At 43.2% G+C, this 16,666-nt stretch carries 11 protein-coding genes; 3 read left to right on the top strand and 8 right to left on the bottom strand.

What is annotated here, in order from left to right:
• Window positions 1–24: 24 nt before the first annotated feature.
• The gene (locus CCVT_RS01270) at window positions 25–1,260 is read right to left on the bottom strand and encodes an MATE family efflux transporter (RefSeq protein ID WP_227898173.1); all 1,236 of its coding nucleotides are present in this window, start codon (window positions 1,258–1,260) and stop codon (window positions 25–27) included.
• A 290-nt stretch (window positions 1,261–1,550) separates the two neighbouring features.
• Between CCVT_RS01270 and CCVT_RS01265 the strand changes: the two genes are divergently transcribed.
• The gene (locus CCVT_RS01265) at window positions 1,551–2,330 is read left to right on the top strand and encodes an acyl-CoA dehydratase activase (protein ID WP_018137466.1); all 780 of its coding nucleotides are present in this window, start codon (window positions 1,551–1,553) and stop codon (window positions 2,328–2,330) included.
• Complete coding sequence (locus CCVT_RS01260) at window positions 2,317–3,474, top strand: double-cubane-cluster-containing anaerobic reductase (protein WP_018137465.1); 1,158 nt, start codon at window positions 2,317–2,319, stop codon at window positions 3,472–3,474. The genes CCVT_RS01265 and CCVT_RS01260 overlap by 14 nt, the downstream gene beginning before the upstream one ends.
• Before the next feature lie 93 nt (window positions 3,475–3,567).
• Here CCVT_RS01260 and CCVT_RS01255 read toward each other — a convergent pair whose 3' ends face one another.
• From CCVT_RS01255 to fabZ, 7 genes are read right to left on the bottom strand one after another with little or no spacing between them, the layout of a single operon-like run.
• Window positions 3,568–7,455 carry an N-6 DNA methylase gene (locus CCVT_RS01255; RefSeq protein ID WP_176308864.1) on the bottom strand — a complete coding sequence of 1,296 codons (3,888 nt, stop codon included), beginning with the start codon at window positions 7,453–7,455 and terminating at the stop codon, window positions 3,568–3,570.
• A 57-nt stretch (window positions 7,456–7,512) separates the two neighbouring features.
• Complete coding sequence (gene carB, locus CCVT_RS01250; protein WP_018137462.1) at window positions 7,513–10,776, bottom strand: carbamoyl-phosphate synthase large subunit; 3,264 nt, start codon at window positions 10,774–10,776, stop codon at window positions 7,513–7,515.
• The gene (gene mreC / locus CCVT_RS01245; RefSeq protein ID WP_018137461.1) at window positions 10,776–11,531 is read right to left on the bottom strand and encodes a rod shape-determining protein MreC; all 756 of its coding nucleotides are present in this window, start codon (window positions 11,529–11,531) and stop codon (window positions 10,776–10,778) included. Before mreC ends, carB begins: the two co-directional genes overlap by 1 nt.
• A complete protein-coding gene (locus tag CCVT_RS01240; protein ID WP_009649727.1) occupies window positions 11,521–12,558 on the bottom strand; it encodes a rod shape-determining protein in 1,038 nt (345 codons plus the stop codon). Before CCVT_RS01240 ends, mreC begins: the two co-directional genes overlap by 11 nt.
• Window positions 12,559–12,567: 9 nt before the next feature.
• Window positions 12,568–13,803 carry an ATP-dependent Clp protease ATP-binding subunit ClpX gene (clpX, locus tag CCVT_RS01235; RefSeq protein WP_018137460.1) on the bottom strand — a complete coding sequence of 412 codons (1,236 nt, stop codon included), beginning with the start codon at window positions 13,801–13,803 and terminating at the stop codon, window positions 12,568–12,570.
• On the bottom strand, window positions 13,803–14,591 hold the full coding sequence (gene lpxA, locus CCVT_RS01230; protein WP_018137459.1) for an acyl-ACP--UDP-N-acetylglucosamine O-acyltransferase: 789 nt from the start codon (window positions 14,589–14,591) through the stop codon (window positions 13,803–13,805). Before lpxA ends, clpX begins: the two co-directional genes overlap by 1 nt.
• Window positions 14,592–14,604: 13 nt before the next feature.
• Window positions 14,605–15,051: a 3-hydroxyacyl-ACP dehydratase FabZ gene (gene fabZ / locus CCVT_RS01225; RefSeq protein WP_009649448.1), complete on the bottom strand. Its 447-nt coding sequence runs from the start codon at window positions 15,049–15,051 to the stop codon at window positions 14,605–14,607.
• A 160-nt stretch (window positions 15,052–15,211) separates the two neighbouring features.
• Here fabZ and CCVT_RS01220 point away from each other — a divergent pair, with 160 nt between their 5' ends.
• Window positions 15,212–16,660: an MBOAT family O-acyltransferase gene (locus tag CCVT_RS01220; RefSeq protein WP_176308863.1), complete on the top strand. Its 1,449-nt coding sequence runs from the start codon at window positions 15,212–15,214 to the stop codon at window positions 16,658–16,660.
• Window positions 16,661–16,666 lie beyond the last annotated feature (6 nt).

Raw genomic sequence — 16,666 nt, 5'->3', positions numbered from 1 at the left:
TTCGACTTCGTCTAAATTCTGCTCCTAAATCGCTCGAAATTCCATCCATTTGCCGTTAAGATACCTATAAACGAATATCGCCGCTTTCACGATCCAATCAACAAACATAGCAAACCACGTCCCCATCATACCAAGCCCAAGCATGAGGCTAAGGACATAAGCTAGTGCCACGCGGCAAACGAACATCGAGACGATGCTGACTATCATCGGATATTTCGCGTCTCCTGCAGCGCGAAATACGACTGGTAACGTGTAGGCCAATGGCCAAAACACTATCGTCATCGCACCGTGCCACCAGATTATCTGCGCGGTGAGTGTGCGAGCCTCGTTAGAAAGCGCGTATAAATTCAATATAGGCTCAAGTAGCAATATAACGACGACACAGCTTATAAACTGCGCTACATAGACTATCGCGGTTATGCGCTTGGTGTAAAATTTCGCCTGTTCGTAGTCGCTCGCACCCACGCAGCGCGAGATGACGACTGTCAGACCCATACCTATCGCCATACCAGGCAGCACCTGAAACATCGCGATCGTCCCGCCAACGGCGTTTGCCGCGATAGCTGCCGTGCCAAACATAGTAACTAGGCTCAAAACGATGATGCGACCCACGTAAAACATCCCGTTTTCAAAGCCATAAGGCATGCCGATACTCAAGATCCTTTTTATCATCGCAAGGTCAAATTTGTGCCTTAGCGTCTTTCTTATATGAAGCTTCAGCTTAATGTCTAAAAGCAAGTAAATAACGATGAAGCAAGCCAGCCCCCTAGTTATCAAAGCGGCCGCGCCGATGCCAAAGACGCCAAATTTAAAAGCATAGATAAAAATGGCGGTCAAAATGACGTTGGTTATATTCATCACGAGCATGATATACATCGGCAGCTTGGAGTTTCCCATCGTCCTAAATATCGCCGCACCGCAAGCATAAAGCGCCAAAAAAGGCAGCGAAGGAAGCACTAATAAAAAATAATGGCTGGAATTTTGCCTGACCGTCTCCGTGATGTCGCCAAAAACGTAATCAAGCATCAAATCTTTCACGAGATAAAGCAAGATCATCACCGCTACGGAAAATACGAGGCTAAACCAGACAAGCTGATCCGTGACGTTTCTGGCGTTTCCTATCTGCTTATCGCCAAGATACTGCCCGGCGATGACCGCACCACCGGTAGCAAGAGCCGAGAACACGCTGATAAACAGCGCCATCACGAATTCCACGAGCGACACCGCCGAGACTGCACTTTCGCTCACGTGAGCGGCCATTATGGAGCCGCCAGCCCCACGGTGTACTCTAAAAACTGCTCGATCACGATAGGCAAAAACAGCTTTGCAAGGTCGATATTGGAAAATAGTCTTTGAGACGGCAAGCTCACTCCTAAATTTAAAATCTAGGCTAAATTATATCCATTTTTAAAATTTCAAGATAGAACGATCCTACAAAATCCTTGCCCGATCCTACAAATTTAAGAGCGAAATTTTATTGACAAAGCGACCTAAAAAATGTAAAATTCCCACAGTTCTAAGTTTAGAAACACCTTTACAACGGATCAAAAATGCACTCAGTCGGCATCGACATAGGCTCTACCTCCGCAAAAGTCGCGGTATTTGACACGAACGAGAGCCGATTTTTAGAATTTTTCATCATGCCAACGGGCTGGAGTACGGCACAAACGGCTAAAGATATATTTGAAAAGATCAAGAGCCTAAATTTAAAAGAGACGTTTTTCGTAGCCACCGGATACGGTCGCGTGAGCGTGCCATACGCCAATAAAACGATCACCGAGATCACCTGTCACGCCCTGGGCGCGCACCATCTTTTTGGCAAAGACTGCACCGTTATCGACATCGGCGGACAAGACACGAAGGCCATAAAGCTCGAATACGGCGCTGTCAGCGACTTTACGATGAACGATAAATGCTCGGCCGGAACGGGCAAATTCCTCGAAGTGATGTCAAACCGCCTGGGAGTTAGCTTTGAAGAGCTGACGGCTCTGGCGCGAAATTCCGACCAAGAGGTCGCGATAAGCTCGATGTGCACGGTCTTTGCAGAGTCCGAAATAATAAGCCTCATCGCGCAAAACATCTCACGCGAAAATATCGCAAACGCAATCATAAACTCGGCTGTAAATAAAATCTCGAATTTAGTCAAAAAACAAAGCAATACGCTTTATTTTCTAAGCGGTGGCTTTAGTAAGAACTCTTACGTCAAAGAATGCTTGCAAAAAGCCCTACAAAGCAAGGTCGCGACGCATGAAAATGCGATATATTGCGGAAGCATAGGCGCTGCACTCATCGGCGCAAAAGATCAAAGGAGAGAAAATGGCACTAAATGAAAATATGAGTATGAGCGAAATTTTCGCTACTTACGATACGGCAAAGCAAAATTTAGCCAAATCGGTCGAAGAGGTCAAAAACAGCGGCAAGCATATAGCCGCGATATTTTGCACCTACACGCCGCGCGAGGTCATACACGCAGCCGGCGCATACAGTGTAAGCGTCTGCGCTACGGGAGATGCGGCGGTCACGGAGGGTGAAAAATATCTGCCTAAAAATCTCTGCCCGCTGATAAAGGCAAGCTACGGGCTAGCAAGAGCCGGCAAATGCCCGTTTGTGAGGAATTCCGACCTAGTAATCGGCGAGACCACCTGTGATGGCAAGAAAAAAATGTATGAGCTGATGGGCGAATTTAAGGACATTCACGTTATGCACCTGCCTCACGTAAAAAATGAAAAGAGCCTAGAGCTTTGGCGTGAAGAGGTCGCGAAGCTAAAAAGCAGGCTGGAGGAGAAATTTGGCACTACGGTAAATGACGACGAGCTGCGAGAGGCGATCAAAATTTTCAACAAAGAACGCGAGCTGATGGATAAATTTCAAAGCTTTTCAAAGCTTGTCCCACCGCCTCTTAACGGCAAAGAGCTACATCAAATTTTATATGGCAATGGCTTTATCTTTGACAAAGAAGAGCAGCTAAAAGACCTTGAGATCATCATAAAAAGGCTCGAAGAGATGGTCAAAAACGGCGAAAGCGCGGTGCATAAAAGCGCCAAACGCATCATCATCACGGGCTGTCCGAGCGGTGGCATGTTTGACAAGATCGTGCCGCCTATCGAGGAGGCCGGCGGCGTGGTCGTGGCCTTTGAAAACTGCACGGGAAGTAAAAATTTCTCCAACCTGATAAACGAAGAAGACGAGCCTTTGATGGCGATCGCAAAGCGCTATATGAGCATACCTTGCTCCATAATGTCACCAAACAAGGACCGCGAGCGCGTGATACAAGAGATGATAAAGGAGTATAAGGCGGACGGCGTCATAGACGTGGTTTTGCAAGCCTGTCACACCTACAATATCGAAACGATAAATATGAAGCGCGCTTGCAACGAGATCGGTACGCCATACATGGCGCTAGAGACCGACTACTCGCCAAGCGACGCCGGACAGATCAGAACGCGCTTGGAAGCGTTTATAGAGATGCTGTAAAAACCTAGAATTTATATATCTCAAGTATCTTTAATTAATACTTGAGATTTAACCTAAACTACAAATTCTACTATTTATTAAATTTGATAATTTTCATAAATATTTATTTAGAATTTTACTATAAGCGTTTTGTGCTTGTTCTAGCTTGGTTTCTCGTACTTTGATCTGTGCTTCTAAAATTTCAAATTCAGCTATGATTTGAGATTGAATTTCAAGTGGTGGAGTACAAATCTCTAAATTTTTATAAAAATCAATAGGAACGCGCCTATGTCCACTAGCTCCTGTCATACGCTTGGCAGCTTGTTCTCTAATATCTCGCCTATTTAAAAATCCAAATAGAAATTTTGGTAAAATTTTATTTTTATTGCATCTTAGCACATGAAATTCGCTACTTCCAAGTCCTATATCGGTTGATAAATTTTCTGCAAAAGCACATTTGCCATTCTCCATACAAGGTGTTATCTTTGCTAATACAATGTCATTTTTCTCAAAATAAGTATAACTACCACTTCGCAGCTGACCTAATGGCTTAATTTGCTGTTTTTGTATATATCCATCTTCGCTAAGACTTTGCATATCCACAAATGACACCAAAGTTTCATCACCAAATTCCCTAATAAAAGCTTTTGAAGGATTAAAGATAATATCAAGATTTTTGAGTAAATCATAGGGTCGTCCCCCCCCCCCCCCCGAATTTTGACTAAATTTTATGTCAAATTTTGAAAAAATTTCGCTCATTTTAGCTTTAAGCTCTGAAATTTCCATTCTTATTGTTTTAAATTCGTCATATACTTTTTCGCATTCAGCTACTATTTTTTCTTGTATTTCACGTGGCGGATTTGGGATTTTAATGGATTTTAATATTTCAAGATTGATATTTTTTTGAGAAGTTGTAATGGTCTTGTCAAACATTTGAAATTTAAAATAGTCAATCGAATACATAACATATTTATTTATAAAATTTTGATTAACTTTTAAAGCTACGATAGCTTGATTTGTTGCCATGTCAGAACCCAAAATACCAACTCTACCAATAGTTGCATAAATAGAAACTACAATACATCCCGATTTAACTACTTTTGCGGATGAATTTTGGATACCAAGATCCGTAATTTTTTCCTTTGTATCTAAAATTAAATCAAAATTTGCATAATCACCAATAGTTAGCCATTTTATATCACCATTCCAATATTGAGATATATTTCTTGACGGAGTTCCACCCATAAAAAAATCGCCACACTCTCCAAGCCTTACAAGTGGAAATTTACTAACTATTTCAACACTACTTTTCACACTCAAATTTATCGCCTTATCAAATTTTGGCTTTTTAAAATCCATCATATCAACTAGCTTAGAGACACTAGCAAATTTAGTTAAATTTCCAGGGATTTGCTTTAAATCTGCATTAAAATTTTGCCTTATCAAAAAGCTTAATTTTAAATTGTCATCTTTATCCTTTGGGTTGTAAAGTGGCGTATTTATAATATCCATTCCCTTGATGCTTGATATGATCTGTTTTTGAGCTTCGTCAAGTTCGTCGTTTTTTATGCTTACATTATTTAAAAGCTTTATGCCTTCTTTACCTTTTGATTCGCTCCACTCGTAGCCTAAAAACTCTTTTTGCTCCTTATTTTCAGTTGGACTTTTGATAATTAAAACATTTTGTTGCGATTTTGCAAGAATAAAATAATAAATCTTTTCAAGCTCAATCTCTTTTGCAAATTTTACAAAAGCTTCATTTTTAAGCTCATCCTTTCGCCACTGCGGTATTTTAAAATTTTTTAACGCCTCATTTAGTGCCTTCTTATCATTATTGATATCTTTAAATTCTGGTGTTTTTTCAAATTCAATGCGTTTAAATTTTGGCTTATCAAAATTTCCTATAAGCTCTTTATAGGCATTTGATTTTTCAAATTCTCTTTCATAGTCTTTAAAAATTTCACTTTCAAAAATAGTATTTTTAATATTTTTATTTAAAAACTCGCCAAGCTCATTTTCGTCAAAATCTTGAAATTTAGCATAATCAGCAAGTAAATTTTCATCTTTATATCCATCATCGTTTATGAAATTATTTATCGCTCTATCACTCAATATATCGGCGTATCTTGGTGGTTCAAAACGCTTTTTTAAAAACAATGTTATAGTGTTTGTGCCCGTTTTGCCAAAAGTTTTATTTGACAGCTCACAAATGGCTATGATCTTAAAATTTTTAAGCACTATCTCACGAGCTTTTTCATAAATTTTAGGAGTGGATTTATTTAAAAAACTACTTGGTAAAATAATAGCAGCGATACCGTGAGGCTTTAAAAGCTGATATGCCCTTTCGATAAAAAAGCATTCGATATTATTACTTTCATCATTTGCAAATTCGTTTAGGCTAAATTTTTGCCTATCTTCATCATCCAAAGTTTGTAAAAAGCCCTTTACGCTATAAGGTGGGTTTGCGACAAGAAGCGAAAAAGTGCCATCTTTTATATTTTTATGAGATTTAAGTCCATCTGCATAGACTATATTTATATCTTCTTGTCCATACATAAAGGCTGAAACTTTACTAACTTTGCTTAGGCGATACTCTTTTTCTATGCCATAAATTTGTGAGTAAAACGCACTTAGTTCACTTGGTGCAATGTAGTGTTTAAGCTCGTTTGCATACTCTATCAAAAAGTGTCCAGCCCCACAAGCATAGTCGATGATACTTAAATTTTTATCATTTTCTATAAGCTCATTTAACGGGAGCGAACGGATGATAAATTTAACTATCGGAAATGGTGTAAAAAACTGCCCTTCGCTTTGCTGAAAACCGCCATCTAAAAACATCTCAAAAAGGTTGCCTAAAAACTGATTTGGCTTATTGCTTTTTAAACGTAAATTTTCAAATTCTTGAATAATCTCTTTTAAAACGATAGCATTTTTATTAAATAGCTCTTTGTTATAAACTTCCAAAAAAGCAAAGTTGTTTGACGAGAAAAATTTAAGCTCTAAAAAATATTTTTTTATAGTTTGTTTTAAGGCGTTATCTTTAAATTCTAAAAAAGAGCGATCTATCGCGTCGTCATTTATATAGGTAACATCCTCATTTAAAAACTCTTTCATACCTATTTGATAAAGCTCTTCTAGGCGGTCTTGCATATCAAAAAAGCTATCAGCCAGATCACCTTTATAGGTAAATTTTAGATTATCTTTATTTTTGATCTCATCGACGATTTTACATAAGAATAGATTAACAAGCTTGTCAAAGGCATTTTCCTTACTTGAAATGTTGTGTTTTCTTAAAATAGTTGCGAATTTATTATATTTTTCATCTATTTGCTCACCAATATCTTGCAAATTTTGTGTCGTTTTTCGAGCTTCGCCGATAAAATAAGGCTCACTATTTTCAAAGATCCCACTTTCGTTAAAAATACTCCCATTATTTATCCAAGATGCAACCAACTCATCGTTATTTTGCGGACTAAATGCTTTAAAGATATTTTGTATATTTATGATTTTACTTTGATGAGTTAGTTTTTTGTCAAAATCACTCGCATAAAGGCAGATAAATTTTGTCTTTTGTTCCTGCCAAGCGTAGCTAAAAAGTTGTCCGCCATTAGAACACATATTGTTCCACTCTTTTTCAAACTCGTCCCCATAGGTCTTACATTCTATAATAAGATAAGCGTTTTTTGAGTGATCGCAAACTAAAATATCAGCCTTACCACTTTTTGTGCTTCTACCAAGCTTCCATCTTGGCTCGATCTCTAAATTTTCAGGCTTGTATCCTAAATCTAAAAGTGCATTCACACACTCAAAAACAACAAAATTTTCATTATGTGAGAAATTTGATGTAGTCTCATCACTCTTTTTAAGTTCTTTAGGATATATTAGTTTTTCATTTTCAAAGTCTATCGCCAGTCCATTTTCACTAACGTAATATTCACATTTCTTGTCTTTTGTGAAACCTAGAAAAATCGCAAGTTCTTGTAAATTTTCTTTTGTTATCATTTTTTGATAATCCTAAAATTTCATTTAATAAAAGAAGATTTTGCCAAAAAAGGCAAATTATTTCTGTAAATACTCCTGTAAACTTCTTACTTCCAGCGCGCTGCCTTCTTGCACGCTTTTTATCGATCTTGCCGCTGCAAGAGCCGCACGCATAGTGGTAAAATACGGAATTTTAAATCGCAACACGTTTTGACGGATTTTCTTGCCGTCATCTACGCTTGATTTGCTGTCGCTGGTGTTTATCACGAGCGCGATATCGCCGTTTTTTAGCCTATCTTCGATATTCGGGCGTCCTTCGCTGATCTTATAGACAAACTCCGCCTCCACGCCGTTTTGGCTTAAAATTTTATGCGTTCCGCCGGTCGCGACGATGTTAAAGCCTAAATTTATGAGTTCCTTTGCTAGCTGCGCAGCATAGGGCTTATCCGCGTCAGTTAGCGTCAAAAAGACATTCCCACCGGTTGGCAGGCAGTTGCTCGCGGCGATCTGAGACTTGGCAAACGAGCTTGCAAAATCGGCACTTATGCCCATCACTTCGCCCGTGGATTTCATCTCAGGACCAAGGATGAGATCGGCTCCGCTAAGCTTGTTAAACGGAAAGACCGCCTCTTTCACGCATACGTGATCCTTCACGCGAGGCTTTAAAATTTCACCCGCTTGCTCCACGATGCCGTATTGATCGTAAAATTTAAGCGCCTCGCGCAGGTCGCCCTGCCACATCACGCGCGTAGCGACCTTTGCCATCGGCACGCCCGTTGCCTTGCTGACAAAGGGCACGGTGCGGCTCGCGCGCGGATTTACCTCGATCATGTATAGTTCATTCTCATAGATAGCAAACTGGATATTCATGAGTCCCACGACGCCTAAATTTAGTGCAATGTCGCGTGTTTGCGCCTCGACTTTTGCGATCATCTCGGGTGAGAGACTAAGGGGCGGCAGGATGCACGCGCTATCGCCGCTGTGGATGCCCGCTTCCTCGATATGCTCCATTATCGCACCGATATAAACGTCTTTGCCGTCGCTTATCGCATCGACGTCAAGCTCGGTGGCGTCTTGTAAAAATTTATCAAGCAGCACGGGGGAGTTGTTGCTGACCTTGACCGCTTCGCTCATGTATTGTTTGAGCTCGCTTTCGCTATGCACGCGGCGCATCGCGCGACCGCCAAGCACATAGCTAGGGCGCACCAGCACTGGATAGCCGATCGCGGCAGCCTTTTTTAGGGCTTCATCCTCGCTCGTCGCGGTGTCGTTTGTGGGTTGCCTAATTCCTAAATTTGAGATAAATTCGCTAAATTTTTTACGGTCTTCGGCGATGTCGATCGTGCGCGCGCTCGTACCGATGATCTTCGCACCCGCGACCACGAGCCGTTTGGCAAATTTTAGCGGCGTCTGCCCGCCAAAATGCACGATCACCCCGTCAGGCTTTTCGTGCTCGATGACCGAGCGCACATGCTCGAAGTCAATGGGCTCGAAATATAGCACATCGGACGTATCGTAGTCGGTGCTGACGGTCTCGGGGTTGCAGTTATACATTATCGTTTTCACGCCCATGTCGCGCAGAGCGTAGCTAGCATGCACGCAGCAGTAGTCAAACTCGATGCCTTGACCTATGCGGTTTGGTCCGCCGCCGATGATCATCACCTTTTTCTTGTTCGCGTCTAAATTTTGCTCTTTGCGAGGCAGCTTCGTGACGTTTGTCGTGGAGTAAAGATACGGCGTGAGGGCTTTAAATTCGCCCGCGCACGTATCGACCTCGTTGTATTCAAAATTTATACCAAGCTTTTCACGCGCGAAATAGATGTCGTTTTGGCTGAGTTCGAGGTTGTCTTTTTCGTTGATGAGCACTGCGATCATCTTGTCCGAAAAGCCCATAGTTTTGGCGGTGCGGAGTAAATTTGCGTCGTTTAGGATATCCATGTCGATTTTACTTTCAAACCCCACGATCTGATAAATTTGATCCAAAAACCAAGGATCGATCTTGCTAAACTCATGGACTTCATCGACGCTAAGCCCGTCACGAAAGGCTTGCGCGATATAAAGAATTCGGGCTTCATTCGCGTTTCGCAGCCCGTAAATAAGCGCGTTTTTATCTAAATTTAGCGCGTTAAATCCGCACAAGTCGCGTTCCATCGAGCAAAGCGCCTTTTGCACGCTCTCTTTAAACGTCCGTCCTATCGCCATCACCTCGCCCACGGACTTCATCGCCGTACCAAGGTATGGATTTGAGCCCGGGAATTTTTCAAATGTAAAGCGCGGTATTTTAGTGACGATATAGTCGATGACAGGCTCGAAGCTAGCCGGCGTGCCCGTGATGTCGTTTTTTATCTCATCGAGGCTAAATCCCACGGCAAGCAGCGTGGCGACCTTTGCTATCGGATAGCCCGTAGCCTTGCTCGCAAGCGCCGAGCTACGGCTCACGCGCGGGTTCATCTCGATCACGATCATGCGCCCAGTTTTTGGATTTATCGCAAACTGCACATTTGAGCCACCAGTATCGACGCCGATCTCGCGTAAAATTTTAAAACTCGCATCGCGCATCGCTTGATACTCTTTATCAGTTAGCGTTAGCGCGGGTGCGACTGTGATGGAGTCGCCCGTATGCACGCCCATGGGGTCAAAATTTTCGATGGAGCAGACGATTATGCAGTTGTCGTTGCGGTCGCGAATGACCTCCATTTCGTATTCTTTCCAGCCTAGCAGGCTCTCCTCGATCAAAATTTCATGTATGGGACTGGCGTCAAGCCCTGCCGCGGCTAGCTCGCGAAATTCGTCCATATTATAAGCGACCCCGCTACCAGCACCCCCTAGCGTGTAGCTAGCGCGGATGATGAGCGGAAAGCCGATCTCGTTTGCCGCATTGATCGCCTCGTCGAAGTTGTAGGCATAGCGGCTCTCGGGCAGATCCATACCGATACGCTGCATCGTGGCTTTAAAAATTTGCCTGTCCTCGCCCTTTTTTATCGCCTCCGGATTCGCACCTAAAAATTTAACGTCGCCGAGTAAATTTTGCTCGTATAGCTGCATCGCGACATTTAGTGCGACCTGTCCGCCCATGGTAGGCAAGATCGCATCGACGCGCTCTTTTTTGATGATACGCCCAATGCTTTGCGTCGTGATCGGCTCGATGTATGTGGCGTCGGCAAAGTCCGGGTCCGTCATGATGGTAGCCGGGTTTGAGTTTATGAGCACGACGCGGTATCCTAGCTCTTTTAGCGTCTTTGCCGCCTGCGTGCCCGAGTAGTCAAATTCGCACGCCTGACCGATGATGATCGGACCGCTGCCTATCAATAAAATCGTTTTTATATCATCTCTTTTTGGCATTATTTTTCCTTTGTTACGACGTATAGATAGCTCGGGATGTTTATCTGGACATAAGGCTCTACCAGGACGCTTTGATACGAGCTTTCTTTGAAAATTTTAGTGACCTTGCCTACCGGGATACCGCTGAAAAATATCCTGTCAAGCCCACTGGTAAAGACCTCGTCTCCGACCTTGGGGCTTAGCCACTGGGGGATAAATTTCACCATGATTCCGTTTTGATTGCCATGAGCGATGCCGGGGATCTTATCGTTGCCGATATATACGGCAAATACGCTTCTTGGGTCGTTTTGCAAATAAGCAAGTGGCTTGCCATCCTTATCTATGACGATACCCGCACTCCTACCTTGATACATCACTCCGTAAATTTTGTCCGGGTCGTAGCCGTCAAATTCGCTTATCCAAATTTTGTTGTAATCGCCTATATGAGCGTAGCTAAGCCCCTTTACGAGCTTGACTGCCGGAGCATAGGCGCTTGAGTTTTTGTCTTTTAAAATTTGGTTTAGCTCGTTAGCGAAGGTCGAAAGTAGCATCGCCGATTTTTCGAGTTCGGCGTTTTGTTCTTTTAGACTTTGTATCTCGCTGGCTTGTCTGAAGTGTTCGTTTATTTTGTCCTTAAGCGCCTTTGCGACGTCATCGTAAGAATTTACGACGTAGTTGCTAAATTTGAGCGAAACATTGCTTAAAATTTCACCCTTATAAATGGAAACGGCCGCAAGTAACGCGATAACGACAAAAAGAACGACCTTATTCTTCATTTGTTAGCTGTTGAAGCAGTCCTATCTCCTCTAGGGTCTTGCCCGTTCCTCTAGCCACGGCCAAAAGCGGCTCGTCTGCTACGAAAACAGGGAGCTTGACGATATCAGAAAGGAATTTATCAAGCCCTCTTATGAGCGCGCCACCGCCGGTTAGGACGATGCCGGTCTCTACTATATCGCCCGCAAGATCAGGTGGCATCATCTCAAGGACTGTTTTTAGCGCATCTGCGATCTCTTTAAGAGGCTCTCTCATCGCCTCGCGCACGTCTTCGCTCGTTAGTTCCACACGGCTAAGCAGACCGCTGACCTGGTCGCGTCCTTTGACGACTACGGACAGCTCTTTTTCAAGCTGGACAGCCGATCCTACGCTGATCTTTATCTCCTCACCGGTTCGCTCGCCTATTAGGAGGTTGTATTTTTCTTTGATGTAATTAACTATGCTGGTATCGATCTTATCACCTGCCGTGCGGATAGACTTGCTTATGACCAGACCGCCGAGCGAGACGACACCGATCTCTGTCGTACCGCCTCCGATATCTACTACCAGGCTACCTTGCGGCTCGCGCACGGGTAAATTTGCCCCGATCGCCGCGGCCATCGGCTCTTCGATGAGAAACACCTCTCTTGCTCCTGCACTCAGGGCACTCTCCCTGACGGCCTTTCGCTCGACCTGAGTAAGCCCGTAAGGCACGGAGATGATGATGCGCGGGCGTAGGAAGCTCTTTCTGCGGTGAGTCTTTTCTATAAAATATCGTATCATCTTCTCAGTCATATCAAAGTCCGCGATGACGCCGTCTCTCATCGGGCGGATCGCCTCTATGTCGCCAGGAGTTTTACCGACCATCTCTTTTGCCGCGTGTCCTACGGCTAGAATTTTTTGCTTGCCGTATTTTTCACGTCTGACGGCAACGACGGAGGGCTCGTTTATTATGATGCCTTTGTCTTTTACGAGCACAAGCGTATTTGCCGTGCCCAGGTCTATGCCCATATCATTTGAAAAAAATCCTATAATCTGATCTAAAAACATTATTTTCCTTTACGCGCTTTTCTTGTTGTGTTTTATAAAAATCGGCTTTGCGCCGTCTTTTACGACCTCTTTTGATATGACGACCTCATAGTCCTTAAGCTCGGGCAGATCATACATTATATCAGTCATTATCTCTTCCATTATGCTTCTAAGCCCCCTAGCTCCGGTCTTTCGCTCTATAGCGAGGGCTGCGACCTCTTTTAGCGCATCATCGTCAAATTTCAGCGTCGCACCGTCGATAGCAAAGAGCTTTTGATATTGCTTTAGTATCGCATTTTTAGGCTCGGTCAAAATTTTGACCATATCTTCTTGCGTTATCTCATTTAGCGTTGCTACGACGTGAAGGCGTCCGATGAGCTCCGGGATGAGACCAAAATGTACCAAATCATCAGGCTCGAGCAAGCTTAGCAGATCCTCGCGCTCGGCCTTTCCGCGCTTTTCTTGGTTGAAGCCAAGGATATTTTTACCAACCCTTCGCTCGATGATATCTACAAGCCCGTCAAATGCACCGCCGCAGACGAATAAAATGTTTGTCGTGTCTATCTGGATAAAGTCTTGGTTTGGATGCTTCCTGCCGCCTTTTGGAGGGATATTCACCACGCTTCCTTCGATGATTTTAAGAAGCGCTTGCTGCACGCCCTCACCGCTGACATCGCGCGTTATACTGCGGTTTTCACTCATCCTGGCGATCTTATCGATCTCATCGACGAAAACTATGCCCTGCTCGGCGCGCTTTACGTCGCCATTTGCAGCTTGAAGTAGTCTTGTGAGGATATTTTCCACGTCCTCGCCGACGTAGCCGGCCTCAGTCAGGCTCGTAGCGTCGCAAATAGCGATCGGAACGTCGAGGAATTTAGCCAGAGTCTGCGCCATCAGCGTCTTGCCGCTTCCGGTAGGGCCGACGAGCAAGATATTCGATTTTGAAATTTCAGTATCGTCTTTGATGTTGCTTTGCTTGAAAATTCTTTTGTAGTGGTTATAAACACCGACGCTAAAGACCTTTTTAGCGCGGTCTTGACCGATGACGTAGCTATCGAGCACGCTTTTTAGCTGCTTTGGAGTTAAATTTTGATATTCGAAATTTTCGTTTTCATCTTTTACGTTTTCCGAAGCGTTGTCGCCATATATCATATTATAAGCGGCGCTGATGCAGTATTCGCATATATAGGCGTTACCGTCGATATCGGCTAGTAAGCGCCTCTCGCTAGACTCTGCTTCGCCGCAGAAGTTACATTTTCTTGGCATTAGTCTCTTCCTTTTGCAAGCGGGATTCCCCTTGTCGTTTCTAAAATAAATTTACACATCTTTTTTACATTCGTATCGTTCGTTTTCTCAAGTAGTTCGCCGGCTTGATCCTTTAGGCTCACACCTTGGTTGAACAAAAATTTATAAGCCTTCACGAGTTCCTCGACCTGCTCTTTTTCAAATCGCCTACGGATGCCGACTAAATTTAGGCTTCTTATATAGGCTCTGTTGCCCTCGGCCAAACAAAACGGCACGACATCTTGCGAAAGCGCGCTGGCTCCTGCGATCATGCAGCTCTCTCCGACCTTGACGAACTGATGTATAGGCGTCAGCCCGCCGACGACAGCGTAGTCTCCAAGCTCGACGTGCCCGGCCAGAGTCGCGTTGTTGGCTAGAATTATATTATTTCCGATTAAACAATCATGCGCGATATGACAATACGCCATTATAAAGGCGTTCTCGCCGATGCGCGTGAGCCCGTCGCCCTTGTGAGTGCCTGAATTTATGGTGCAAAATTCACGGATCGTAGCGTTTTTGCCGATTATCACACCCGTGTTTTCCTCGTCATGATAGCTTATGTCTTGCGGGATATCGCCCACGATAGCGTAGCTAAATATCTTAGAGTTATCGCCTATTTGCGTGTTTCCGATGACTCTTGCGCCTTGTTTGATAGTGACGTTATCACCAAGGACCGCGTCTTTGCTCACAAAGGCGTATGCCTCGATCTTGACGTCCTCGCCGATCCTCGCTCCGTCCTCTACGACTGCTGTTTGGTGGATATTTTTCATAAAATTTCTCTCATCACTTATCTACTATCATCGCCTTTAGCTCGGCCTCGGCGCATAAATTCCCGTCTATATAGGCCTTACCGTCAAGAACCCAAATGTTGCCTTTGTGTTTTAGTACCTCGAGGCGATACTCGAGGCGATCACCCGGGCGCACAGGATGGCGGAATTTAGCCTTGTCGATACTCATGAAATAAACTACTTTATTTTCGATGTCCGCTTGATGCTCGTCGCTCATGCTTTTAAACGCGAGCACGCCGCCGGCTTGCGCCATGCCTTCTACTATCATCACGCCAGGATATATCGGATGTCCAGGAAAATGCCCCTGAAAAATAGGCTCGCCGATCGTTACGTTTTTATACGCGACGATGTGTTTGGCGGGCTCTAGCTCGGTAACGCGGTCAATGAGTAAAAACGGGAACCTATGCGGAAGGATTTTTTGAATTTCAACAACGTCTATCACTATCAAACCTTAGAAACTGAATTTTGACGCTGATTTTAGCAAATTTATACTAAGAACAAGTTTATTTATAAATTTCACAAACATTGCGTATTGCGTATTAATAAACCATTAAGTATATTTTAAATAGTATTTTCATTCAAAAAATGCCAAGGACTAGCTTTTGCTTTTCAACTCTTATGAATTTATATTTTTATTCTTACCAATAACATTTTTTATCTATTTTTATCTAAATTCAAAGCGATTAGCCACGGCGGCGAAGGCGTTTTTGGTATTTGCGAGCCTATTTTTCTACGCGTGGTGGAACGTGGCTTACTTGCCGATTTTGCTTTGCAGCATCGCGTTTAACTACATCGTTAGTATTTCGTTTGAAAAGGTCGAATTTAAAAAATTCCTCCTTATTTTTGGCATCGTTTTTAATGTCTGCTTGCTCGGATATTTCAAATACTATGACTTTTTCATCTCAAATTTAAACGCCGCATTTGGGGCGAATTTGACCCTGCTTCATTTGACACTACCACTTGCACTTTCGTTCGTCACATTTCAGCAGATCGCCTATTTGGTCGATAGCTATAAAGGTCATACAAAAGAAAAGAATTTTTTAAATTACGCCCTTTTTATCAGCTTTTTCCCGCAGCTTATCGCTGGTCCCATTGTCCATCACAAAGAGATGATGCCTCAGTTTGCGAGCAAATTTAACTTCGTCAAAAACTACAAGAATATCGCAACCGGTATTTTTATATTTTCTATAGGGCTTTTTAAAAAGGTCATCATCGCAGATAGCTTTGCTGTTTGGGCAAATAACGGCTTTGACGTGGCGGAGGCGTTAAATTTCTTCGAGGCATGGGCGGCAAGCCTTAGCTATACTTTTCAGCTTTATTTTGATTTTAGCGGATACTGCGATATGGCGATAGGTGCGGCTTTGCTTTTTAATATCCGCCTGCCGATAAATTTTAACTCCCCGTATAAAGCGACCAACATCCAAGACTTCTGGCATCGCTGGCATATGACGCTCTCTCGCTTTTTGCGCGATTATATCTACATCCCACTTGGCGGCAATAGGGGGGGGGTAGCACGCACCTATGCTAATTTGCTCATCGTTTTTCTCATCGGTGGGCTGTGGCACGGGGCTGCTTGGACATTTGTGTTTTGGGGATTTTTGCATGGATGCGTCATCGTCATTCACCGCATCTGGCAAAATTTAGGCTTAAAAATGAATAAAATTTTAGCCTGGTTCATCACTTTTAACTTTGTAAATATCACGTGGGTCTTTTTCCGCGCCAAAGAGTGGAGCGACGCGGTAAAGGTTTTAAAGGGGATGAGTGGAGAAAATGGTATCATATTGCCACAAGCGTTGCACGACAAATTGTCATTTTTAAATACTTTAGGTTTTAAATTTGGAGACTGGATTATTCATTTGGACTATAGTGGAAAGACAATATGTTTATACTTATTTTGCAGTCTTATCCTAATTTTATCTACCAAAAATTCATCATCTTTTATAGCCAATATGCGACTAAGCTATAAAACACTTTTAATAGCCTGCATACTATTTGCAGGTTCAATAGGTTCGCTAAATAAGATTTCTGAATTTTTATATTTTAATTTTTAGAAGGTA

It is taken from the genome of Campylobacter curvus, from assembly GCF_013372125.1.
In the GTDB taxonomy this organism is placed as follows: Bacteria; Campylobacterota; Campylobacteria; order Campylobacterales; family Campylobacteraceae; genus Campylobacter_A; species Campylobacter_A curvus.
The sequence above is the reverse complement of the archived record's forward strand: the minus strand, read 5'-3'. Positions and strand labels throughout refer to the sequence as shown.

Coding starts and splice junctions, on each gene's coding strand:
- CCVT_RS01270 (WP_227898173.1), bottom strand. CDS start 1,260: ATGGCCGCTCACGTGAGCGAAAGTGCAGTCTCGGCGGTGTCGCTCGTG.
- CCVT_RS01265 (WP_018137466.1), top strand. CDS start 1,551: ATGCACTCAGTCGGCATCGACATAGGCTCTACCTCCGCAAAAGTCGCG.
- CCVT_RS01260 (WP_018137465.1), top strand. CDS start 2,317: ATGGCACTAAATGAAAATATGAGTATGAGCGAAATTTTCGCTACTTAC.
- CCVT_RS01255 (WP_176308864.1), bottom strand. CDS start 7,455: ATGATAACAAAAGAAAATTTACAAGAACTTGCGATTTTTCTAGGTTTC.
- carB (WP_018137462.1), bottom strand. CDS start 10,776: ATGCCAAAAAGAGATGATATAAAAACGATTTTATTGATAGGCAGCGGT.
- mreC (WP_018137461.1), bottom strand. CDS start 11,531: ATGAAGAATAAGGTCGTTCTTTTTGTCGTTATCGCGTTACTTGCGGCC.
- CCVT_RS01240 (WP_009649727.1), bottom strand. CDS start 12,558: ATGTTTTTAGATCAGATTATAGGATTTTTTTCAAATGATATGGGCATA.
- clpX (WP_018137460.1), bottom strand. CDS start 13,803: ATGCCAAGAAAATGTAACTTCTGCGGCGAAGCAGAGTCTAGCGAGAGG.
- lpxA (WP_018137459.1), bottom strand. CDS start 14,591: ATGAAAAATATCCACCAAACAGCAGTCGTAGAGGACGGAGCGAGGATC.